This window comes from Paraprevotella xylaniphila YIT 11841, assembly GCF_900683745.1.
GTDB classification, from domain to species: Bacteria; Bacteroidota; Bacteroidia; order Bacteroidales; family Bacteroidaceae; genus Paraprevotella; species Paraprevotella xylaniphila.
This window is the reverse complement of sequence record NZ_LR215980.1, coordinates 1,011,659-1,034,542: the sequence shown is the minus strand read 5'-3', so window position 1 is coordinate 1,034,542 and position 22,884 is coordinate 1,011,659. Positions and strand designations below refer to the sequence as shown.

The window sequence follows — 22,884 nt, the reverse complement described above, 5'->3', positions numbered from 1 at the left end:
AACAGATGTCGGCATACCTGAAAATCGTTCTCTGCAGATTGAAAAATCGTTTGGCTTAGAACGGAAAATCGTTTGGCGCAGAATCCATGGGCGGTTTGGGATATGGCTTTGCCCCAATATATAATAATGTGGCATTTGTAGCCGACATTTATATAAAGAACAAGAAAACATTGGATCATGACATCTATAAAACTAAAATTCAGGCCGTCAACGACTCCGGGCAAGGAAGGCTCAATTGTGTTTCAACTGATATACGGACGCACGGTGCGCAGGATAACGAGCAGGTATAAAATCTTTGCCGGGGAATGGAACGGCGAGGTTGGGAGGATAGCCCTGCCCACGTCGTCCTCGCCGCGTTACGCCCACCTTGTTTCGGTAGAATCGGCCCTACAGTGGGAACTGAACAGGTTACAGCGGATGGTACAGGAAAGCGTCCCGGTAAACCTTGACGAAATCGCTGCCAACTTTTCGTCCGGCATAGGCACGATGGACAGCGTGTTCAACTTCATCCGCAGGCAGATACATCACAAGGAACAGATAGGAAAGGTACGCTCATCCGAGACCTACCGTTCGATGCTTAACAGCTTCACGTGTTTCCGTAAGGGTGTTGACCTGACGTTCGACATGATGGACGGCATGCTTATGGAACTCTACGAGGCATGGATGCGGAAATGCGGATTGACACGCAACAGCACCTCTTTCTATATGCGTATCCTGCGCACCAACTACAAGTTGGCAGTAGAAAAGGGATTGACACCCGACCGTCATCCGTTCAGGAAGGTCTACTGCGGTATAGACAAGACTGTGAAAAGGAGCCTGCCGTTCAGCGAAATCAAGAAAATCAGCGCTCTGGACCTGTCGCGAAAGCCGAGTATGGATTTCGCGAGGGACATGTTCATGTTCAGCTTCTGCACGCGCGGAATGTCCTTCATAGATATGGCTTACCTGAAAAAGGCCGACCTGAACAACGGTTGCCTGGCATACCGCCGCAAGAAGACGGGACAGCTCATGATGATAGAATGGACCAAGCAGATGCAGGACATCATAGACAAATACAAGTCCGATGGCACAAGTTATCTCCTGCCAATCATTACCCGTGAGGATGGAAGCGAGCGCAGGCAGTACCAGAATCAGATGAGGAAAATCAACAGGCTCCTGAAAGACATAGCAAACCGGGCAGGACTGCCGTTGTCATTGTCAATGTATTATGCGCGCCACAGCTGGGCCACCATCGCACGTGGCAGGGACGTACCGTTGGCAGTCATAAGCGAAGGTCTTGGGCACGATTCGGAAACGACCACACAAATCTACCTCGACTCGATAAAGTCAAGCGAAGTGGACAAAGTAAACCGTATGATTTTGGAGGGGCTTTGACGCAAACGACTGTTTCGAAAAATGTTCCTCTCCTAATATGAGATGGATATTCTTGTAGAACAGCTAAATCCCAACAGCTTACAAAGTTTTCATAAAAAGATTCCGTCAATAAATTGCTTAATCCGTTGCCGTTTCATGAAAAATAAGCGCAAATAAATTTGTCAAAACACTTGATGTTTAATTATTTTTACTACCTTTGCAGCTGAATATCCATCTCATATTAGGAGACGGACAAAAAACGTCATGAAAATCAATATCGACACAAACGCTATTATGAGTAGTGACAGCGATGGAACAATCTTATGGACTTAATAGAAGTCAATAGCTTGGTTTTTGTAACTGCTTGTTGCCGTGTGAATTACGATAGCTTGCAGGATTAGAAAAGATACCCATACCTGAAAAATGAACGACTTCCATACCCCTGTACAAGACCGTCTGCTATGGTTCGTCATGCGCGACCTTAAGCGGTGCAATGCTAAGCAGCCTGCATACAAACTGTTCAAGGATTTGGGGATGGAGGTGTTCACACCCATGGTGTGGAAACTTTCTGTGAAGCACGGGAGGCGTTGCCGGGAAGAAGTGCCCTTCATTCAGGACTTACTTTTTGTGAATGGCACGCGGTTGGCAGTTGACCCTATAGTCGAGAAATACAATACCGTGCAATATCGTTACTTGCGCGGTGGCTACAAAATCCCGATGACGGTCAGGGAAAGCGACATGCAACGCTTCATCCATGCTGTTCAGTCCTCCGAGAATCCGTGCTATTACACGCCCGAAGAAATATCCTCCGACATGATAGGTAGGAAAGTGCGCATCGTGGGCGGTCCGTTGGACGGATATGAAGGGAATTTGCAGAAAATCCAAGGCGCACATGTCAAGCGTCTGTTCGTAGAACTTCCCAATCTCCTTGCCGCTGCCGTGGAGGTACAGCCTGAATACATACAGTTTTTGTAGTTGGCAAGCGGAAAGGGGTAAGTAAACAAGAAGACTTGTATTAAGTTGCTGACCTCATGATATTCAGGCCGTATAACCTGAACGTAAGCATCTAAAACAGACGTATTATCCAATCAGATAGATGTGCCTGCTTTCGCGCTGTCAACATAAAAAGTTTAGTGATGAAGGACATCCTGGAAGGCAGGGAACTCCGCGCCCTCCAGACCGATGGCGCTACAACGTGTACTTCTATCTCGATGACGAGATACTGGACATCGACCATCTCTGCTGCATGGCGCACGTGAGTGCGTCATACCACTCCATCGTGTCCACATGTAAGCTGCAGGGGTACTCAATCATGGAATACCTCAAGAATTTTTTTGAGGAGATAACTACAGGCAACCGTGACTACGGAAAACTTATGCCCTCAACCATCGGCATAAGTACAAACAAACTGTAAAAAATCGACTGAATTTTAATCTTATTTTAGACGTTCCGCCTGTAAAGCAAGGGGAATGTCAGAATTGGACGCTTACTCATTTTTAATATCATATTTGTTTTATGAAAATTACCGCAGTCATTCCCATCCGTAGCGGATCGCAACGGGTGAGGGACAAGAACTTGCGTCCCTTTGCGGACACAAATCTCATGGAGCTGAAGATAAAGAACCTGCTCCAAGTTCCCGAGCTTACTTCCATCGTGGTGAACACGAACTCGGAAGAAGCTATTGAAATTGTTAACAAAAGTTATATGGGGGGGGTAAAAACGCACCGCAGGGAAGAGTATTACGCCTCTTCCCAATGTTCAGGCAGTGAATTCTTCCGCCATCTGGGCGAGGTGACGGATACGGACATCTTCGTGTATTGTCCCTGTACTTCCCCATTTGTCAAACCTCAAACCATATCACAGTGCATTAACCAATTCCTTTCATCCTCCGGTTACGACAGCCTTGCCACAGTATCTTCCATCAAGGAGTTCTTATGGTTGGACGGAAAACCGGTGAATTACGCCCCCACCCATGCACCCAATTCGCAAGACCTTCCTGATGTGGTCGCGTTGAATTTTGGGGTGACGGTGGTCTGGAAAGAGGATTTGATACGAAACTGCAACATCATCGGTACAAAGCCTCAGTTTGTTATGACTGACGACATTGAGGCTATAGACATAGATACTCCCCTCGATTTCTATATCGCGGAACAACTTTACAAGAAGCTGGTATTAGAGGGGAAAGGGCTATTGGAGTAACCGCTTGCAGAGGAATGATGCGCTGTGACCGCCAAAGAATCCTTTTTTAAATCATATATATAAATGAGAACAATTACAGCCATTATTCCTGTCCGTGCAGGCAGCACGAGACTGAAGAACAAAAATGTTGCCCCTTTTGCGGGTACCAACCTGTTAGTAAACAAGATACACCAACTTCAGGATGTCAAGGAAATCACCCGTATCGTTGTTTCTTCTGACTCTGATATGATGTTGGCTATGGCCAAGGATGTCGGTGCCGATACGCATAAGAGGGCACCTGAGTATTGTGACGAGAAGACCAAGACCTTTGGCGAGGTAGTCCGCCATATCGCAGAGAGTGTGGATGGTGAGACCATCCTGTGGGCGACTTGCACCTCTCCCTTGGTCTTTCCGAAAAATTACCGGGAAGCCATAGCCGCCTACTATGTAGCTTTGGAACAAGGCTACGATTCACTAATGAGCGTGGAAAGCTTCAAACGTTATATTTGGAACGAAAAAGGCCCGCTGAACTATGAGCTTGGACTGAAACACGTGCCAAGTCAACAGTTGCCTACGCTTTATTTTGTGACAGACGGCATATTGATGGCACCTCGCAAGAAGATGATCGAGTGGGCTTACTTCCATGGCCGTAACCCGTACAAGTTCTTGGTTGACAAACGCACAGGCTGCGATATCGATGATGGCCTTGACCTTGCATGTGCACGGGCATGGTTGGACATGGACGAGTCTGTTTCGCAGATAGACCCGTATATAGTCAACAAAACGAAATAGAATTATAAGTTTGAATGTATTAAGTTCTTGTCGTCTCTCACCTTGCAAGGTCTTGCAGGGGAAAGAGGTGACAAGGCATGAGTTTTATTAAAGAAATTGAACGAATCTTATCATTAAACATTTTCACAATGAGTAATATTAACGGTATTGTGCATATAGGAAGGCCTTACATTGAAACTCTTGAATCAGCGGTGAATGGCAAGGCTGTCAGGCTATGCGCTGATATAACCAAAATAAACCACAACGCTGTGTCATCAAAAAAATCGACCTTGTACTTTGAGTTTGAAGAGCGTTTTGCCCCCTATCTATGCCACGAGCGTTCGGATGCCTTTGTCTTAGGATTGTTGATAATGGCGATGGAAGACAATTATGATGTTGAATACGAAGCACCCTTGTCTGAAAAGCTGTATTACCAGCTTTCCATCTATTTTATACCGATGGTGTCGAAATACAATGCTGAAAAATTGAGCAACATACAACTCAAAGGCACGGTTTCAGACAAGCCTGTGGAGAATTTAGGGAAAGTGGCTACAGGATGTTCCGGTGGTGTAGATTCGTTTTACACAATTGTCAGACACAACAAAGAGCATGTAAGCAAAAGTTTCCAACTCACCCATCTTGTATTTTCGTCAACAGGGACGATGGACAACAATAGCAAACGCATAGCGGAGTATTATCGCAAGCAGTTGGAAGAGGTGAAGGGAATAGCAAAAGACATAGGATGTGACACCATTGGCTGTTATTCAAATTTACACGAGTATTACAGATACCCTTACTGGGGATTTTGCAACTTCTTCACACCGGTTTATGGATCTGTTGTGCTGGCCATCCAAAAATTGGTAAAAATCTATTTTGTAAGTTCCGGGGATTCCATTGAATATTTCCACCTTGATTTGAGCAAAGTCCATGGGCATGATGGTTCCGTGTTCGACGTGTATACTGTGGGCTGCATGAATACCGAGAATCTATCATTTTATAGTACTGGTGTCGAATGTAGCAGGATAGAAAAGGAAGATTACATATCGTCAGACAAAGCGGCTTGCAAACACTTGAATGTATGCGGAATGGAAATTAACGGTGTAGAAAAAACATGGAAGAAACGGAACTGCGGTATTTGCAACAAGTGCCTTCGCACCATGGTGCAGTTGTATGTGTTGGGAAAGTTAGAACGTTTCGGTGAGGTATTTGACATCGAGTGTTTTTATAAGTATAAGAGACAAAGGATTGGGCAGATGATAGCTTCGAACAAAATATCTTACGTATCAGAAACAGTACGCATGGCCAAGAAAAACCACGTGAAAATCGGTATTATTCCCTATTTATGGGCATGGTTGGTATATAAGCCCCAAAGAAATCTAGCTCATTTGTTAAGCCGCGTCCGCTGGATGAGAAGATTATACTACCAATGGAACCTGGATTACAAAATACATGGTTATCGTGACAATGCCAAATACGAGGCGATAAAAAAAGACTTGAACTTGTAGATGAACCGGGCTTTATGAGTACCTCTTCAGATACCAATAAGCGCATAGCCAAAAACACCCTCTTGCTATATGTCCGGCAGATTCTGGTGATGGCGGTGAGCCTGTACACCGTTCGCATCGTGTTGGAAGCATTGGGCGAGGTGGATTATGGTATTTACAATGTGGTGGGTGGATTTGTTTCCATGTTCAACATCATCTCGGGCAGTGTTGCAGTTGTAATAAGCCGCTACCTGACGATAGAGATAGGACGCAACAATTTGAAGCGTGCGAGGGAGATTTTCTCCACTTCGATTATTGTCCTTTTGGCGATAGCCGTCTTGTTGTGGTTGGTTGCAGAAACTGCTGGGGTGTGGTTTGTTGACACAAAGATGGTGATGCCCCCCGAACGGTTGTCCTCAGCCATTTGGGTATTGCGGTTTTCCTTGTTGGCTTTTGTCATCAATTTATTGAGTGTTCCATATAATGCCGTAATCATCGCCCATGAAAAGATGTCCGTCTTTGCGCGGATTTCAATACTTGAAGTCATGCTGAAGTTGCTGGTGGCATACGCATTATGTATGTCCCCTACAGACAAGCTGATGCTCTATGCGTGTCTCACTACCTTAGTGGCACTGATTGTCAGGATGGTCTATGGCATTTATTGCAAACGCCATTTCGAGGAATCTCATTTCGCGTTTGTTTTCGACAAGTCGCTTCTACGATCCATGACGAGTTTCACCGGATGGTCTTTTGTGGGAGGAGGAATAGCCGTACTGAAAGATCAAGGCTGTAATCTGCTGCTGAACCTTTTCGGCGGGCCTGTAGTGAACGCCGCCCGTGGGATTGCCATGCAAGTAAATACTGGAGTTTTCAGCTTTGTGTCGAACTTCATGATGGCCTCCAACCCATTGATAACAAAAAACTATGCACAAGGAAATATAGAGGCGATGCATAAACTGATTCTGCGGACGCAAAAGTTTGGTTTCTTCATCTTGCTAATCCTACTTCTACCCTTATACGCAGGCATCGAATACGTGCTGCAACTATGGTTGGTGACGGTTCCTGCCCATACGGTTAATTTTGTTATCTTGATTTTGCTGTACACCTTGTTGGAATGCTTGGTTACACCTGTATGTACGGGAGTGATTGCGCAAGGCGAAATAAAAGCTTATGAAATTAACCTTACCATTATCTATTTGGTAAACATTGCAGCCGTTTATGCCTGCCTGAAGATAGGCATGGTGGTCGAGACAGTGTTTGTTCTTAATATCATCTTCAAAGCCTTTGTCTTAATCGCTTTGCTTTGGCAATCCAAGAAGAAATACGCTTTTTCCATAAAGCCGTTCCTGCGAGAAGTACTAATGCCATGCCTGCTGGTATTCGCATTGTCCGGGACAGCCACACATCTTGCTCCGTGGCCGGCAACAGAAGGGTTCGGTGTTTTTGCCATGAAGACCTTGACAATCATGAGCTATACAGCCTTGATTATTCTTTTCGCAGGCATGACTAAGAATGAAAAACGTTTTTTATCGGAGGTTTTAAAAAAGAAAGTCTTAAGCAGGATAAGGCTGCATAACTACAAGTAAAAGAATAATTTAGCTATATAATGAAACATGTTTTTTTAATTCACTCCCACACCTTATTTTTAACAGCAATGGGAGTTCTGGATTTCTTAAAAATAGATAAGGAAGCGGTTGTGTTCCTCTATTCCAGGCATTACAGCAATAGCCTGATTGAACCGGGATGCAAAACGGTGGACGTGACCGATTTGGCAGACAGGCAAGAACAATTGCTCGATAATAGAAAAAGGAAAGGCTTGCTGGATGAAATCGACAAATTAATCGACCATGTGGCAGGAAGCTCATTCGTTCTTTACGCTCCACATTTCGCCATGGTGTTCGCACAGGCACTCTATACGCACAAAAAATGTGTCAAAGCCGCTTATATCCAAGAAGGTGGGATGATTTATCGGAAATCCATTACCACACACTTGTCTTTCCGTCAAAAACTCCGCTGTTTTGTTGCGGATAAGTTATATCGACATACCAATAGAATATGGAGAGCTTACGGATGGTATATGCCTGTCAAATTGAATAAACAAAGGGACTTGGATTCATACGCCATTTCTGATGAATATTTTAAGTATCTCCCGTCAACCAACCATATTATCAGATGGCCGCATGTGGATATGCCATTGGCTATTAAAGACAATGCCCATGTTTTCGTATTCGACGGCTTTGTAAAGAACGGGTTGGTGGAACAAGAGTTCTATCTTGACAAGTGCAAAAAATTAGTTGATAAGTTTGCCCAACCTTTCAACTATATCAAGTTCCATCCGGCTCAGTCTCAAGAAGAATGCGATACCATAAAATCATATTTCGATCGGCAAGGGAGGAAATACGAAGTGCTTGACAATTCCATTCCTTTAGAGATTGTCCTTGCTTCTACTTCGGGGCTATCCGTGATAGGCTTCGGCAGTTCTTTGCTTTATTTCGCCCGTGATTTGGGGCACATTGTGCATTGCATGGATAGATGGCTTCACGGTTCGCCTTTATACATGCAGTATAAGGTGCGTTATGGATTGGATGATTTTTAGAATGCAATACACATTCTATGTTATTGGAGTTTGTCAACAATCTGTATATAGTATGGGAATTTATAACGATTAACTGATTTAAACTCATGATTTTATGTGTATATAAAACAAATGAGAAGAGGAACAATGAAAACACTATTGAAGGATAAATCATTATACATATTTACTTTCATATTAGTATTTGGCAACTTAACAACGGTACTACCTGCCAATATACGTTTTTATGGCTATTTATTAATATTGTTGCTTTTTTCCATTTACTTAATGAAAAATAATCATGTAAAACATAAAGCATTATCACATTCCATGCGTTATATGTTTTACCCTTGGTTATTTGCTCCAATCTATACATTCATTTTGTTGCTTATTGGAAAGACTGAATTGGAATATTTTATTGGTGGAATGTCTGATGTATTGAAATTATTGTTGATATTTTGGACTGGGTATGAATTATTGTTCAAGTATCAAGAAAGAATCCTCAATTTCCTTTTCCTATCATTTTCTTTTGCTTATGTCATACTGACAATAAATGGTTTTGTCCAATTCGGCCCGTTATATATATTACTAATGGCATTTAACCTTTCAGAAGAGCGATTCGGTTGGAGTGTAGAAGGGGAAGCCTTTGATAAAATCTTTGAAGTTCATGAATTTGGTTTGGCATTTCCACTCATTGCTTTAGCATATTTATGGAAAAGCGGAGATTGGAAACAAAAATTCTTTCCAATTATAATTTCTCTCTTGTTTTCATTAATCTGTGCAAAACGCATTGCTATTGGTGCATTTCTTGTCGTGGCTGTATTGAGTTACATATTGTCACATTTGCCATTAATTAAAAGAATGTTTGTAAAATGTGGCGGACTACTATTTATTGTCATAATATTCTCATTCTTGTTTTTTATTTATAACGGTGTATATGAGATTTATGCAGAACAATATGATGTAGATTTAAAAGGCAGAGACATTTTTTATAACTATTTTATTTCCCGGTCCTCTTTTTCTTTTGATTATTTGGGTGATGGGTTTGGATATATTAGAAAATATTTGGCAAACAAAGACCCATTCAATGGCATTATGGGAATACATAACGACATTTTACGAATATATATCGAATTAGGTGCCGTGGGAACATTTATATTTTTCTCCTTAATGTTTGGGTTCAATATTAGAAAACATAAAATTATAAACAATGAATGTAGCTATTATTATATTCTCACATCTTTATATTGTCTTATAACTTATTTTTCAGACAATACCATTGCTTATAGCCTAATTCAGTTCTGCAACATGATACTACCGTATTACCTGTTTTTAAATAAAAATCCCAACTCTAAGGATAATCAAACTAACATCACCACTATGAGACACCGTCGATATGTATGAAAAAAGCAGAATTCAAAGAAATACTTGCACTTGAAAAAAGTATATATACAAGTCATGTTTTATATTCAGGAAGCACCTTTTTGTCTATGCTTAAAAATGAAGCACCTTATCGGATATGGAAATGGTTACGCTTGTCTCGGTACGCAGATTATTATCGTCGGTGTTTTTCAGAAACAAAAGGGGTAAAAAGAATCATTTATCAGACACTATATGTCTATTATATCAGAAGAAAACAAATATTGGGTGAAAAATTAAGTCTGGAAATCGGCACGGAACACATTGGAGTCGGTCTTGTGATTTATCATTACAACAATGTAATTAATGGCAATGCCGTCATAGGAAAAAATTGCCATATACATGGAACTGTAGTTATAGGTAACAATGGTAAGACAAATGAATGTCCTGTCATCGGCGATAATGTTATGGTCGGTGCGGGTGCTAAAATAATAGGTAATGTAAAAATTGCCGACAATATAAAAATTGCAGCAGGAGCTGTTGTCGTAAATTCTTTTATGGAACCTGGAATAACTATCGCAGGTATTCCAGCACGCAAAATCAATAAAAATTAATAATATGCCAAAGGTAAGTATCATAGTTCCAATATATAACGTTGAGCGGTATTTGGACCGATGTGTACAGTCGCTTCTTAATCAGACGCTTAAAGATATAGAAATAATATTGGTAGATGACGGTTCGCCTGACAACTGTCCTACCTTGTGCAATGAATATGCCAGAAAGGATTCCCGAATAAAAGTAATCCATAAGAAAAACGCCGGATTAGGTTTTGCCCGCAACAGTGGGTTAGACATAGCAAATGGAGAATACATAGCCTTTGTGGATAGCGATGACTATGTATCAGAAAACATGTATGAGCAACTGTATAACGAAACCGTTGCACAAAATTTCGATATTGTTTACTGTGGGGTAAATGCACAAAAGAGAAATGGCAAAATAATCCGGGAACATGTGACAGACAGAATTATAACCAAAGATGAAATTATAACTGTCTTAGGAAACATGATAGCCTGCGATGTTCATTCAAAACAAGAACGCAGCGAACCGATGTCGGTATGGCATGCCATTTATAAAACAGAAATAATTGATCGATATCACATTCGATTTATGTCCGAAAGAGAGATTCTTTCCGAAGATATTCTTTTTGACATACAATTATTACCGCATTGTAAAAATATCCGTTTTATTCCCCAAGCACTATATCATTACTGCTATAACAACACATCCTTAACCCAAACATTTTCAGAGGATAAATTATCCCGCAATCTTGCTTTGTTGCAGGAAATGATTTTTATACTGCAAAAACAAGGCTTGGCACATTTAGAACAAAGAGCTTTAAGATTCTTTATTGGATATAACAGAGTCTTTTTGAAAAACATTCTATTATCTCATTACGGATACAAAAAGAAAAAGGCATTATGTCACGAGCTTTATAATAACAAAGGTTGGAATATAATATTTTTGAAATATCCCATTTCTCAAATGTCACTTCCACATAGATTTATATTGCTGACCATAAAACATAAGTTATTCCATATAAATTTCATTATCTATAAATTACTTCACTATTTTCAAAAGTAACATGTATCTCATAAGCATTATAATTTCGGTTTTCAACGTAGAAAAGTATGTGAGGCGTTGCATAGACACCGTGTTAGGGCAGACCATGCAAGAAGGTGTGGAAGTGATTATTGTGAACGATTGTACACCCGACCGGAGCATGGAAATAATTTTCGAGGTGCTTTGCGCCTATAATGCCCGTCCTGATGAAAAGAAAATGACGGTCCGTGTCGTGAATCACGACATGAACTGCGGCATAGCCGCAGTTCGTAACACAGGTATGAGCCATGCCTGCGGCAAATACGTCATCTATGTGGATAGTGATGACTGGCTCGCTCCGGACATGTTAGAGAAACTGTATGGAAAAGCTGTACAAGAAAACGCAGACATCACAATATGCGACTACAACGAAGTATATTACACCAGAACAAAGCAGATTCACGTAAATCCGCCCTGTGATAATACCGATTGTGTCATTGCTTTGTTATCCGGACAAATGCATGGAGGCGTATGGAATAAACTTGTCAAGAAAGAGTTGTATGACAGATACCACATTACATGTACTAAAGGAATGAACATGCTGGAAGACCTTTGCGTAACGTACAGATTGTTTTACTTTGCCAAAAGAATCGCTTATGTGAACAAACCGTTATATAACTATTTTTGTGGAAATGAATACTCATACACGACAAAACACCTGAGTAACAAGTCTCAGGAAGGAATGTTGCTGCTGATAAAACAGATGGAAATGTTTTTTAAAAAGGAAAAGACAAACGACATAAAACTCCGAACGGCTTTCCAATACTTTAGGATAGGAGTAGTAAGTACCATCCTGCTGAACGGAGAAAAGCCTATAATCACATCCTTGCAAATGGAAGAAAAATTTCCATTCGGTACCATCCTGCATCATCCGTCGCTTTCTGTTTTCTTTAAAACAGCCATGCTATTTCATCGTTTGCACATATCCGGTGGGGTAACAATACTTCGTTCTCTAAGGGGGGGAATAAGAAAGAGATAGTTTATCATCCATATCCAAACTGTACATATCGTAAACCGTATGGAATACTATCATTGATTTTACGCACATGAAACGAACATTTTTTCTTTTGATCTACTACGGTTTCGCCACATGGTTGCCGGATTCGTACACTCCCGGAATTGGGAAACTTTGTAACGCCATCAGGATATTCTGCGTGAAGAGAATATTCAAGCAATGCGGAAGAATATCGACCATCAACCGCCGTGCATACTTCGGCAATGGCAAAGAGGTGGAAATAGGAGACTACAGCGGAATAGGAGCGCACTGCACGGTGCCCCATAACATCGTCATCGGAAAATACGTAATGATGGCTCCTGAAGTTTATATTATTGACAACAACCATATAACGTCTGACACAAAAAAGCCCATGTGTTTTCAAGGGAAAACTGAAAATAAGGTTACACAAATCGGTGATGACTGTTGGATTGGTGCCAGAACAATGATTATGCCGGGGCATACCATAGGGGACGGATGTATTATTGCAGCCGGCTCTATTGTGACAAAGGATGTAGAACCATATTCCATTGTGGGGGGCAATCCTGCTAAGGTGATAAAAAAGAGGACGTGAGTTAATTATGACTTTTCAAGTATCCGTACATCAATGAATAATACTGCAAAGTAAAGAAGGATGTATAATTTTAAACATATAATTCTTATGCCAAAACAACGTGATATAAGCATTGACATCGTGAAGTTCTTAGCGGTGTTTCTCATCATTAACAGCCATGCGGACATTATGTATCTCAAGTATTCGGCATTGGCGACAGGAGGGGCAATCGGTGATGCATTATTCTTATTTTGTTCGGGATATACCTTGTTTTGGCGTGGAACGAATCGGTTTGACAATTGGTATAAGAAGCGTATAAGTAGAATTTATCCTTCCGTTTTTGCTTGTTTATTTTTAGTTATATTAGTCGGATATTTGCCTGCAAATAAGTTAAATATATATAAAATATTGGGGGGTGAATTTATTATTGCTATTATGATCTACTACGTATTGCTGTACTTCGTTCAGAAGTATTGCATACAGCATTTTTCTTGGGTAGTGACAACTGTGGTTATCATTACATTGATAGCTTACTGTTTTTTTCCTTACAAGGTGGAGACAGGCAGCAAAGGCATATATGGCATTACGACACTATTCCGGTGGATTCCTTTTTTTTGCATGATGCTGATGGGAGCTTGGATTGGGCTAAAAGTTAAGGGCGGAATTTTGATGGTCAAAACGAAATGGACTGATGCTGCAATGCTTGTTCTGTGCCTAACCGTTTTTTACGGCATACAATTCATGTCAAAGAAAAACACATCCATCGCCCCTTGGCAAATTCTCACATTGCCTTTCCTTGCAGGCATTGTGTATTATTTTTGGAGGTGTTGCAATGCAGAAGTTTTAAAAAGACTTTATTCAACTCGCATGGGACGCAATGCAATCATGTTGACAGGCGGTTTGTGTTTGGAATCATACCTTATCCAATTCTACCTTTTCACGGACAGGCTCAATTGGCTTTTTCCTTTGAATCTTCTCATTGTCACTGCTTATATACTGTTTATGGCATATGTGTGCCGCTGTTTGGCGCGTATTTTCAGCCAAACCTTCAGAACGGAAGATTATCAGTGGAGAAAAGTGTTTGAGATATAACACAGCCTGAATACACTTACAAACTATATAATTCTTTTATGGTTCGCATTCTTATGTGTTCCTCCTCACTTAAAGTGAAAGGAGGCATGGTCTCTGTTGTCAAGAACTATTTGAACTATCCCCATTGGGAGGGCGTGAAAATCAACTATGTGCCTACGCACATAGAGGCCAACAAATTCGTGTTGATGGTCTATTTTGCCGTGGCTTGCATCCGCATTCTTTGGTTGGCGTTATGCGAAAGGCCGGACGTAGCCCATTTGCATGTGGCAGAGCGAGGCAGTTTCTACCGGAAAGCGTTTCTTGTGAGGGCTTTGAGGCGATTGGGCATCAGGGTGATATTGCACCATCATGGCGCAGAGTTCGAGCTGTTCTACAACAGTCTTTCTCCCAAAGGCAAGCAGTATGTAAACAAAATACTCCGCATGGCTGACCTGAACATTGTGCTAAGCAGGCATCTGGTGTCCATGATTACGGACAAGACACCCGAAGCGAAGGTTCAAGTGCTCTACAATGCGGTGTATGCGCCTCCCGCTAATCCTTACGACATAAAAGCTGACAAAGTACTGTTCCTTGGGAGATTGGGGCAGAGGAAAGGCGTTTATGACTTGTTGGAAGCAATCAGACGGACAGACAAGGATTTGCCGGAAGGCGTGAAGTTCCTCCTTTGCGGTGATGGTGAAGTGGAAGAGGTTTCGCGCAAGGCAAAGGCGTTGGGCATTGAGCATCGGATTGCCCATGTCGGATGGGTGGACGGCAAGCAAAAGGAGGACTTTATGAAACAGAGCATGATTAACGTGTTGCCGTCCTACAATGAAGGCTTGCCGATGGCCATTTTGGAGACCATGGCCCAAGGCATACCCAACATTAGCACGTCCATCGCGTCTATTCCTGAAGTGTTGCATGACGGGAAAAACGCTTTCTTGATAAGGCCGGGCGATGTGGATGCCCTCTGCAGGTGCTTGCTGAAACTGGTCGGTGACGAGGATTTAAGGATGGCTTTCAGCCGAAAGTCGTATGGCTTGATAAAGGAGGTATTTTCGTTGGATGCGAACATACATAAGCTGAAAGAACTTTATGCGGACATGAAAGGCAACGCTCAGTAGATGTGATTATGAATACAACCCGATTTTTAAACATAGACATACTCGCGCTGACACAGGATGAGTTATTGCAAAAACTGGATAAAGGCGTGCTGATAACCCCCAACGTAGACCATTTGGTAAAGCTGCAAAAGGACAGAGCTTTTTACGGGCTATACAGGCAAGCCGATTGGTTAGTGTGCGACAGCAAAATACTCTATCTACTATCGAAACTGTTGAAATGTCCGCTGCCAGAGGCCATTCCCGGGTCGAGCTTCTTCACAGCCTTCTACATGCATCACCGCTACGACCCTTGGTGCAGGATATTCCTTCTTGGGGCGAAGGGGGGCGTGGCGGTCAAGGCCATGGAACGCATCAACGAGAAAGTGGGGCGGCAAATCGTGGTCGGTGCTTATTCCCCATCCATGGGTTTCGAGAAAAACAAGGATGAAAACGAGCACATATATAAGGTGATAAACGCGAGCGGGGCAAACGTGGTGCTAGTGGGTGTAGGTTGCCCCAAACAGGAGAAGTGGATATTCACACATAAAGACCGTATGCCGGAAGTGGACTTGTGGATGGCACTTGGCGCGACTATCGACTTCGAGGCAGGGAACGTGAAACGTGCTCCCGCAATCTTCCAAAAGCTAGCCTTGGAATGGTTTTATCGTTTCCTCATGGAACCCAAACGGATGTTCAAGCGATATTTTGTAGACGATATGTTGTTCTTCTACTATTTTGCTAAGCAATTATTGGGCATATATAAAAATCCTTTCGACAAGTAAAATCTACTTGCAAAACAGCTTGAATACAATGGGAACACGTCTGTTTTGGACGCTTACGCATAACCTGCATTAAGAAATAAACCAATCCCCCCCCTTACAAGCAAAAGCCGACCGCATACAACGGCTTGTTCACCATCCAGCCTTGGTCTTTGTAGGGTAACATGGAGAGGCGCATGCCTGTAAGTCCGGGATGCTTGTCAATGTATGTGCGCAATGATTTTGAGTGTACGTTCACTTTTGCCTTTACTTCCCCGGGGTTATCCTGCCGCCTTTCTGGATGATGAAATCAATTTCGACGCGGGAGTCGTTTGCACTGTAATAATAGACGGGGATGTCTTGCGGCATGATTTGCGTGAGGACAAAAAGTTCGGTGAAAGCTCCTTTGTACTCGCTGAAACAGCTTTCACCTATCAGGATGTCCTCGGGGGGATTGCCGACCATTGCACCCATCAAGCCTACGTCGAGCGTGAACAGCTTGAAGGCGGAGAAATCTTCATAGAACTTCAAAGGCATTGTGGGCGACGTGACACGATTTATGCGATAAACAAGCCCTGCATCAATAAGCCATTGTATGGCGATTTCAAACTCGGAGGCACGTGCGCCTTTTTTACCGCTCCGTAGATGAACTTCTTGTTGTCTTTGGCGAGTTGTGAATGGATGGAGTCCCACATTTGGTTGATGCGTGGCACAGGCTTGCGGGCGCGTGTTTGGAGAAGTCACGGCGGACAATGACAAGAGGATGCGGCGTGTGTCGTGGTCCTGTGAGAATATTACATTTTTCTGCACGAATGCATTCGATTGAAGAATGACAGGCCGATGCCGTCAGTTGTTTATACCCTATATGCTCCGTCCTTACCAACAAAACATCAAGCACAATTTGTTCGAAGCTTGGCGGCAATACCCGTCCGTGATGGTGCAGATGCCCACAGGAACGGGCAAGACACACTTGCTCGCTTCGGTCATATCCGACCGGATGATGGCTGATGATACAGCAAGCGTTTGGATTGTTGCGCACCGCCGCGAGTTGGTGGAGCAGATAGAGGAGACGGTCGCACATTACGGCATATCCAAAGATGACGGAAGGGTGAAGGTGATGTCCATCCAGTGGTTGTTAAAGCATTGGGAGGACGTGAGGGACGAAAGGCCGGGTCTGATTGTGATAGATGAAGCGCACCATGCGCTTGCCGGGACTTACAGGGATTTGTGGCTGCGCTATCCGGATGCGAAGAAGTTGGGCATGACTGCCACCCCGTGCCGGTTGAACGGCAAGGGGTTCACTGACTTGTTTGGCACGCTTATCACATCGGATAGCATAGCGGACTTTATCCGGCAAGGATGGCTTTCCGCCTTTGATTATGTATCCATACGTCCGGACAGCGAAGACCAACGGTTGATAAACGGACTGGAAAGACGGGGAGCGGACGGTGATTTCCAGGTGAAGGAGATGGACACCGTGCTGAACAGGCGACCAAGTATCGAAAGGCTATATGGGAGCGTAAGGCAATATGCCGATGGCAAGAAGGGCATCGTGTACGCCATCAGCATCAGCCATGCGCGGAACATCTCCGGATATTACAATCAATACGGGATGAACGCCGTCGCCATTGACAGCAAGACACCCGCAAACGAACGGAAACGGCTTGTCGAAAGCTTCAGGCAGGGCAAGATACAGGTTCTTGTCAATGTGGACATATTCAGCGAGGGCTTTGACTGCCCTGACGTGGAGTTTATCCAGTTGGCACGGCCGACACTGTCGTTGCCCAAGTACTTGCAACAGGTGGGGCGCGGACTGCGCAAGACGGAAGGCAAGGAAAGCTGCATGATAATCGACAACGTGGGGCTTTACCGCCTGTTCGGTCTGCCGACGGCCCACCGGGACTGGCAGGCGATGTTCGAGGGACGGCTTGCCGGAAAAGGTTATCCAGACACAAATACGAGGGCGGTGTCATATATGGCTGTATCGCAAGAAACAGATAAAGATAAAACAGCAGAAACAGACGGACAACTGGAAACCATCGTGTCGCACGGACAGTTGTTGGATTACCTGCAAAGCGGCAAATCTTTGCCGGAGAACGATTCGCTGCAACCCGAAAAGCTGAGACCGTTCAAGGACAGGGCAAGCGGCCTGTACGGCTTGAAGCGCGGCAACAAGATAACGTCCACGGCACGATACCATAGCGTCCTTGACACGGCTGAAGGGCTTGCCACCGTGTGTTTTGACAACGGGCAAGCGGGCGTCGTGGACGAATCCGGCAACGTCAGGATGCGGTTGGGACGTTGCCGAAGCGCAAAATTCATGAAAGGCAAGATCCTTGCACTTACGGGTAATAGCGGCCGGAAAACATACATGGATTTGCTCAGCGGCCAAATATGCGATAAACAGCCGAGGATACGGCAGTTCGGACCTGTACAAATGCTTGAAGCGGACGGTATGTATTACAGCCGGACAAAGGAACTGTACAAAACCAGGAAAGTCTCCGGATGTCATATTTTTCATGCCACAAGTTTCTGTCTTCTTGTCTATGATTATTATGCCGCTCCCGTATGCCGTCAAGTCAACGAAGACGATGCCCGTTGGGGGCATGACTGTGTGTGCCTGCTTGCAAATGATTATGACACCTATTACCGTTATTGCGGCATGCTGTCTGGCGGAAGTATTGTCATCGTGGACAATGCCGGCAAGTATTACATTGTGGAGGAAGGCAGGGGCAAGAAATACATCGCTTGTGAAAATCCCAAGACGGTGGATGAGGATTTTGACGTGGTGATACCCCGCCTGAAAGTCGAGGCGGCAAGACGGACGGATATGATGGTGGCCGAGGAGCGGCAGACAAACGAACGGAAGCGCATGGCACGTTTGGAGATGATGAAAACTGCCGTGCCGTTCAAGTCCGGCATGAGATGGGGATTGAGGCAGGGGGGGAAGGTGGTAGTCCCTCCGGTTTACAGGAGCATCCAGTACCCCGTCGGCTACTATTGCGCCGTTGAGGTCAGTCCATGCCGGTGGGGAATCATCATGTTGGATGGAAAAGTCGTCGTGGAGGCCAACTACTCAAAGGTGGTGATAAATGGTGACGGAACTGCAAGGCTGACCGTTTTCCCGGGAAAAGAGAAAGTCGTTGAATTAGGCACCTGACAAGGTAGGAATTATCCGCATATAAACAATCATACACAAAAATGCCGCAAACTGCCCTCCGAATATTTTTGGACTGTTTGCGGCATTTTTGTGTGCCAACTTATAGGCTCCGGCCATATGGCTCTTTTTATTCGATGAGTTTCGTGGCCCGGTGCTCTTCTTTTGCCGGTTGCTCAAAAGCGTCGCGTGCTCCGGTGAAGATTTCCTCTACGCGGTCTACCGTCTTGCGACGGAACTTGGCGGAACCCCACAACAGTTTGTTTTTGGCTTTGTTGAGGGCGTTGGCATCATTGATCCACTCTTCTGCCTTGTAGGTACGGCCATTATACCCGTCCAAATCTTCCTCATAATAGTAACTGATTTGCGTCAGTTCCATGTGACACTTCCCGTCGGAGCATTTTATGGTGAGCAAATAACGGAAACGGGTGCGATCCAAGACGAAAGGTTTCTTCTTGAATATCATCCATTCTTCGAAACGTCCGACCAACGTACCGGTAGAAGCTTCTTCCATAGCCATTTTGGTACCTTTCATTTGCTGTTCCCCTTTCATTAAACGGTTGAGGTAAGCCTTCATCACGTCGTATATCTGCTGTTTGTTTTTGCCTTCTACGGCAAAGGTCTGTTGGAACAGCACTTGTCCGTTCACTTCTGGTACGGCACCGATCAGGTATTTGCTGTCGTCTCTTTTTGATTTTGCGCAAACCAACATCGGTACGCATAATAGCAATAATAGAATTTTTCTCATGGGTTCAATCTTTTTTGAAGTTCTGCGCAAATTTAATAAAAGAAAAGCAATATCGGGCAGACTGTCCTTTTGTTTTAGTCATTTTTGTACCTTTTATAAGAGATACTTGTTCAAGTAGGCCGTAATATCTGTTTTATAGGTGTCTGAAATGGGGATGCGGGTTTTGCCGAAAATGATTTGCCCCTTATCCAATGTTTTCACTTTGTTCATCTGTACGATGTAAGAGCGGTGGACGCGCATGAATCGGGGATACGGCAGGCGTTCCTCCATGCTTTTCATGCTGACAAGTGTCAGGACAGGGCGGGGGGCGTTTTCCGTATAGATCTTCAGATAGTCTTTTAGTCCTTCGATGTAGAGTATGTCTTCCAACCGGATTTGGACGAGTTTATAGTCCGATTTTACGTAAATAAAGTCCTCTTCATGGGAAGGATTTGCCTGATGTTTCAATTCAAACCATTCCAAAGCTTTACGGGAAGCTGTCAGGAACTCATTGTAGTTGATAGGCTTGAGCAGGTAATCCAAAGCATTGACTTTGAAACCGTCCAATGCATACTGGTCGAAAGCCGTGGTAAAAACGATACGGGTGTCTTGGGGGAGCATCCGGGATAGTTCCAAGCCGTTGAGGTCGGGCATCTGTATGTCCAAAAACAATAAGTCGATGTTCCTGAAGTTAATGTCGTTCAGTGCCATGACGGCACTGTTGTATTTGCCGCAGAGTTCCAGGAAAGGTGTTTTGCGGACATAACTTTCCATCAGTTCCAAAGCCAACGGTTCGTCATCTATGATTACGCATTTAAGAGTCATTTCGTGGTGGTGTGTATCGTTATTGTTGATTTGTAGACCGTGGCGTTCTCATCACAACCTTTGGTCCATTCATATTTGCCGGGATAAATCAGGTCTAGGCGTTTCTGGACTTGTTCCAGACCGATGCCGCTGCCGCTGATGTCGTTCCTTTGCTTAGGAAAATAAGAATTTTCGATAGAGCAACTTAAGGCACCGGGACCGGAACTGTAGATTTTGATGTGGATAAAGCTCGGTTTGACCGGGCTGATGCCGTGTTTGAAGGCATTTTCAAATAAGGATATGAAGATAAGCGGAGCTACCCGGATCGGGTTTTCGCTTGGAATGTCGATATGGAATTGCAAGTCCACATTGGGCGACAATCTGATTTTCATCAGTGCCACATAGTTTTTCAGAAATTCCAGTTCACGGTCCAACGGGATGAAATCCTGATTGTTGTCGTAAAGCAGATGACGCAACAACCGGCTGAGGTCCTGTACTGCCTGTTGTGCCTTGTCGGCATCGAAGGCAATCAGGGCATAGATGTTGTTCAGGGTGTTGAGCAGGAAGTGCGGATTAATCTGGTTGTGCAGGTTTTTCAATTCGGCTTCAATCCGTTTCAGTTCGGCCTTTTGCCTGCCTAATTCAGCTTCGTGCCATTTTTTGCTCATACGGATGGTGGCGGCCACTGCAGCTATCAGGCCGAACAGGATGAAATCCCTGATTCGGAATGACAGGAATGTCCACATCCACAAGCTGTCGTTTGGAGGTGGGGGAAGGGGAATGTGGAAATAGACATTACCCAGTCTGAACCAAAAATGGGTGAAAAAGAGCATGCCTGCACATAAAATGACGTTGAGCAGGACGTATATCTTGTTCTTTTTGTTGAAGACCAACCGGGGCACCAACCATATATAATTAATGTAGAACACCAATGTCATGGCTATGGGGTTTCCCATCATGCGGAAGATCTCTTCTTCGTCCAACCGCTCATTGGTGTGCCCTATGAGCATCGGGGGAAGGCCGAAAAGGAATACCCATACAAAAAGATGTATGAGCAGTTCCTGAGGATATTTATGATTAATGTTCCATTTCATACCGAACTATTCATACCGGATGGCTTCGATAGGATCCATGTTGGCGGCCTTCTTGGCCGGGTACCAACCGAAGAAAATCCCGATAAACGTGCAGACACCGAAACTCATCACGATGCTCCACCATTGGATGAAAATGGGCATGTTGGCGGCAAATTTGATGGCATAAGCGGCTCCTATACCTAATATGACACCAATCAAGCCTCCCGCGAAACTCAGTATGGCGGCTTCGATGAGGAACTGGCTCAGTATGTCTATGCCGCGTGCCCCCACAGACATGCGGAGTCCGATTTCCTTGGTCCGTTCCGTGACGGACACGTACATGATGTTCATGATGCCTATACCTCCGACAATCAGTGAGATGCCGGCCACGCTACCTAATAAAATCGTCAACAAGTCCATCGTGGAATTCATCATGGAGGAGATTTCCTCTTGGCTTCGGATGGTGAAGTCGTCCACATCGGCTTCCGTGGTTTCCGTTTCTTCTTTTAAATTATGGTTCTTGCGTAAGATTCCGGTGATTTCCTCGATCGCCATATCCGTGGCATCTTCGGTAACGGCGGAACAGTTGATGCCTTGAAGGTAAGTCACCGCCAGGATACGTTTCATGACTGTGGTGTAAGGGGCGAGTGCCATGTCGTCTTGGTCCATTCCCCAAGAGTTGTAACCTTTGGACTTCAGTACGCCGACCACACGAAACGGGATGGAATTGAACCGCACCACACGTCCGATCGGGCTACTTCCGTCAGGGAACAGGTTGTCCACTACGGTTTGTCCCAACACGCATACCTTGGCGGCCGTTTTGATATCCTGTTCCGTGAAGAACTCGCCGTCTGCCACTTTGCGTTGCTGTATGCTGAGGTAATCTTCGTTGACCCCGTATATGCTGGACGGGGCGTTGTTGTTCCCGTAAATGAACTGTCCGGCACTGTTGACTGACGGACTGACGGCTGTCAGGTATTTTGCTTCATTGCGTATGCTTTCGTAGTCTTCCAGTTTCAGGGTCTGCATTTCGTCTGCATCCAGACGCACGCCGCCACGCATATCCGCTCCCGGGTGTATCATGATCATATTCGAACCCATTTCCGAGATTTGTTTGCGGATGCTGCGTTTCGAACCTTGGCCGATGGCCAGCATGGCAATAACCGAGGCCACGCCGATGATGATGCCAAGGGCGGTCAGGAAAGAGCGTAGCTTATTGGAAGCAATGGCCTTGAGGGCTATTTTGAAAAGATTGGTAGTATTCATGT

At 44.2% G+C, this 22,884-nt stretch carries 22 protein-coding genes; 17 read left to right on the top strand and 5 right to left on the bottom strand.

The annotated features are described in order from the left end of the window. The first annotated feature begins 177 nt into the window (after nucleotides 1-177). The 16 genes from E0E47_RS04185 to E0E47_RS04110 all read left to right on the top strand — a co-directional run bounded on the left by E0E47_RS04185 (nucleotide 178) and on the right by E0E47_RS04110 (nucleotide 15,879). Nucleotides 178-1,374 carry a site-specific integrase gene (locus E0E47_RS04185; RefSeq protein WP_130892977.1) on the top strand — a complete coding sequence of 399 codons (1,197 nt, stop codon included), beginning with the start codon at nucleotides 178-180 and terminating at the stop codon, nucleotides 1,372-1,374. Between the two features lie 402 nt (nucleotides 1,375-1,776). Continuing rightward, the gene (locus E0E47_RS04180) at nucleotides 1,777-2,328 is read left to right on the top strand and encodes a UpxY family transcription antiterminator (protein ID WP_130892976.1); all 552 of its coding nucleotides are present in this window, start codon (nucleotides 1,777-1,779) and stop codon (nucleotides 2,326-2,328) included. Nucleotides 2,329-2,548: 220 nt separating this feature from the next. After that, on the top strand, nucleotides 2,549-2,767 hold the full coding sequence (locus E0E47_RS17505) for a hypothetical protein (RefSeq protein WP_232038327.1): 219 nt from the start codon (nucleotides 2,549-2,551) through the stop codon (nucleotides 2,765-2,767). Between the two features lie 101 nt (nucleotides 2,768-2,868). Then, nucleotides 2,869-3,552: an acylneuraminate cytidylyltransferase family protein gene (locus tag E0E47_RS04170; protein WP_130892975.1), complete on the top strand. Its 684-nt coding sequence runs from the start codon at nucleotides 2,869-2,871 to the stop codon at nucleotides 3,550-3,552. A 63-nt stretch (nucleotides 3,553-3,615) separates the two neighbouring features. After that, nucleotides 3,616-4,323 carry an acylneuraminate cytidylyltransferase family protein gene (locus E0E47_RS04165; protein WP_130892974.1) on the top strand — a complete coding sequence of 236 codons (708 nt, stop codon included), beginning with the start codon at nucleotides 3,616-3,618 and terminating at the stop codon, nucleotides 4,321-4,323. A 128-nt stretch (nucleotides 4,324-4,451) separates the two neighbouring features. Beyond that, on the top strand, nucleotides 4,452-5,807 hold the full coding sequence (locus tag E0E47_RS04160; RefSeq protein WP_130892973.1) for a hypothetical protein: 1,356 nt from the start codon (nucleotides 4,452-4,454) through the stop codon (nucleotides 5,805-5,807). A 14-nt stretch (nucleotides 5,808-5,821) separates the two neighbouring features. Further along, entirely contained in the window at nucleotides 5,822-7,372 is a 1,551-nt protein-coding gene (locus E0E47_RS04155; RefSeq protein ID WP_130892972.1) for an MATE family efflux transporter, read from the top strand. Between the two features lie 68 nt (nucleotides 7,373-7,440). Next, entirely contained in the window at nucleotides 7,441-8,382 is a 942-nt protein-coding gene (locus E0E47_RS04150; protein WP_232038326.1) for an alpha-2,8-polysialyltransferase family protein, read from the top strand. Between the two features lie 111 nt (nucleotides 8,383-8,493). Continuing rightward, nucleotides 8,494-9,762, top strand: coding sequence for a hypothetical protein (locus E0E47_RS04145; RefSeq protein WP_232038325.1), 1,269 nt, complete (start codon nucleotides 8,494-8,496; stop codon nucleotides 9,760-9,762). Further along, the gene (locus E0E47_RS04140) at nucleotides 9,759-10,331 is read left to right on the top strand and encodes a serine O-acetyltransferase (protein ID WP_008619093.1); all 573 of its coding nucleotides are present in this window, start codon (nucleotides 9,759-9,761) and stop codon (nucleotides 10,329-10,331) included. The genes E0E47_RS04145 and E0E47_RS04140 overlap by 4 nt, the downstream gene beginning before the upstream one ends. A 4-nt stretch (nucleotides 10,332-10,335) precedes the next feature. Then, on the top strand, nucleotides 10,336-11,358 hold the full coding sequence (locus E0E47_RS04135) for a glycosyltransferase family 2 protein (protein ID WP_130892970.1): 1,023 nt from the start codon (nucleotides 10,336-10,338) through the stop codon (nucleotides 11,356-11,358). A gap of 49 nt (nucleotides 11,359-11,407) precedes the next feature. Continuing rightward, nucleotides 11,408-12,355, top strand: coding sequence for a glycosyltransferase family 2 protein (locus tag E0E47_RS04130; RefSeq protein ID WP_232038324.1), 948 nt, complete (start codon nucleotides 11,408-11,410; stop codon nucleotides 12,353-12,355). Between the two features lie 67 nt (nucleotides 12,356-12,422). Next, nucleotides 12,423-12,944 carry an acyltransferase gene (locus tag E0E47_RS04125; protein WP_008619101.1) on the top strand — a complete coding sequence of 174 codons (522 nt, stop codon included), beginning with the start codon at nucleotides 12,423-12,425 and terminating at the stop codon, nucleotides 12,942-12,944. 87 nt (nucleotides 12,945-13,031) lie between these two features. After that, nucleotides 13,032-14,015 (top strand): acyltransferase family protein, encoded by a 984-nt coding sequence (locus tag E0E47_RS04120; protein ID WP_232038323.1) that lies wholly within the window; start codon nucleotides 13,032-13,034, stop codon nucleotides 14,013-14,015. 38 nt (nucleotides 14,016-14,053) lie between these two features. Beyond that, on the top strand, nucleotides 14,054-15,118 hold the full coding sequence (locus E0E47_RS04115) for a glycosyltransferase family 4 protein (RefSeq protein WP_130892967.1): 1,065 nt from the start codon (nucleotides 14,054-14,056) through the stop codon (nucleotides 15,116-15,118). Between the two features lie 8 nt (nucleotides 15,119-15,126). Then, nucleotides 15,127-15,879 (top strand): WecB/TagA/CpsF family glycosyltransferase, encoded by a 753-nt coding sequence (locus E0E47_RS04110; protein WP_130892966.1) that lies wholly within the window; start codon nucleotides 15,127-15,129, stop codon nucleotides 15,877-15,879. A 243-nt stretch (nucleotides 15,880-16,122) separates the two neighbouring features. Here the strand turns inward: E0E47_RS04110 and E0E47_RS04105 are convergent, their stop codons facing one another. After that, nucleotides 16,123-16,665 carry a DUF4143 domain-containing protein gene (locus E0E47_RS04105; protein ID WP_232038322.1) on the bottom strand — a complete coding sequence of 181 codons (543 nt, stop codon included), beginning with the start codon at nucleotides 16,663-16,665 and terminating at the stop codon, nucleotides 16,123-16,125. Between the two features lie 55 nt (nucleotides 16,666-16,720). Here E0E47_RS04105 and E0E47_RS04100 point away from each other — a divergent pair, with 55 nt between their 5' ends. Beyond that, complete coding sequence (locus tag E0E47_RS04100) at nucleotides 16,721-19,015, top strand: DEAD/DEAH box helicase (protein WP_130892965.1); 2,295 nt, start codon at nucleotides 16,721-16,723, stop codon at nucleotides 19,013-19,015. Between the two features lie 127 nt (nucleotides 19,016-19,142). Here E0E47_RS04100 and E0E47_RS04095 read toward each other — a convergent pair whose 3' ends face one another. The 4 genes from E0E47_RS04095 to E0E47_RS04080 all read right to left on the bottom strand — a co-directional run bounded on the left by E0E47_RS04095 (nucleotide 19,143) and on the right by E0E47_RS04080 (nucleotide 22,882). Beyond that, on the bottom strand, nucleotides 19,143-19,760 hold the full coding sequence (locus E0E47_RS04095; RefSeq protein WP_232038321.1) for a DUF4468 domain-containing protein: 618 nt from the start codon (nucleotides 19,758-19,760) through the stop codon (nucleotides 19,143-19,145). 93 nt (nucleotides 19,761-19,853) lie between these two features. Beyond that, nucleotides 19,854-20,564: a LytR/AlgR family response regulator transcription factor gene (locus E0E47_RS04090; RefSeq protein WP_130892964.1), complete on the bottom strand. Its 711-nt coding sequence runs from the start codon at nucleotides 20,562-20,564 to the stop codon at nucleotides 19,854-19,856. After that, the gene (locus tag E0E47_RS04085) at nucleotides 20,561-21,637 is read right to left on the bottom strand and encodes a sensor histidine kinase (RefSeq protein ID WP_130892963.1); all 1,077 of its coding nucleotides are present in this window, start codon (nucleotides 21,635-21,637) and stop codon (nucleotides 20,561-20,563) included. Before E0E47_RS04085 ends, E0E47_RS04090 begins: the two co-directional genes overlap by 4 nt. A 6-nt stretch (nucleotides 21,638-21,643) precedes the next feature. After that, a complete protein-coding gene (locus E0E47_RS04080) occupies nucleotides 21,644-22,882 on the bottom strand; it encodes an ABC transporter permease (protein WP_130892962.1) in 1,239 nt (412 codons plus the stop codon). Between the last annotated feature and the right edge of the window lie 2 nt (nucleotides 22,883-22,884).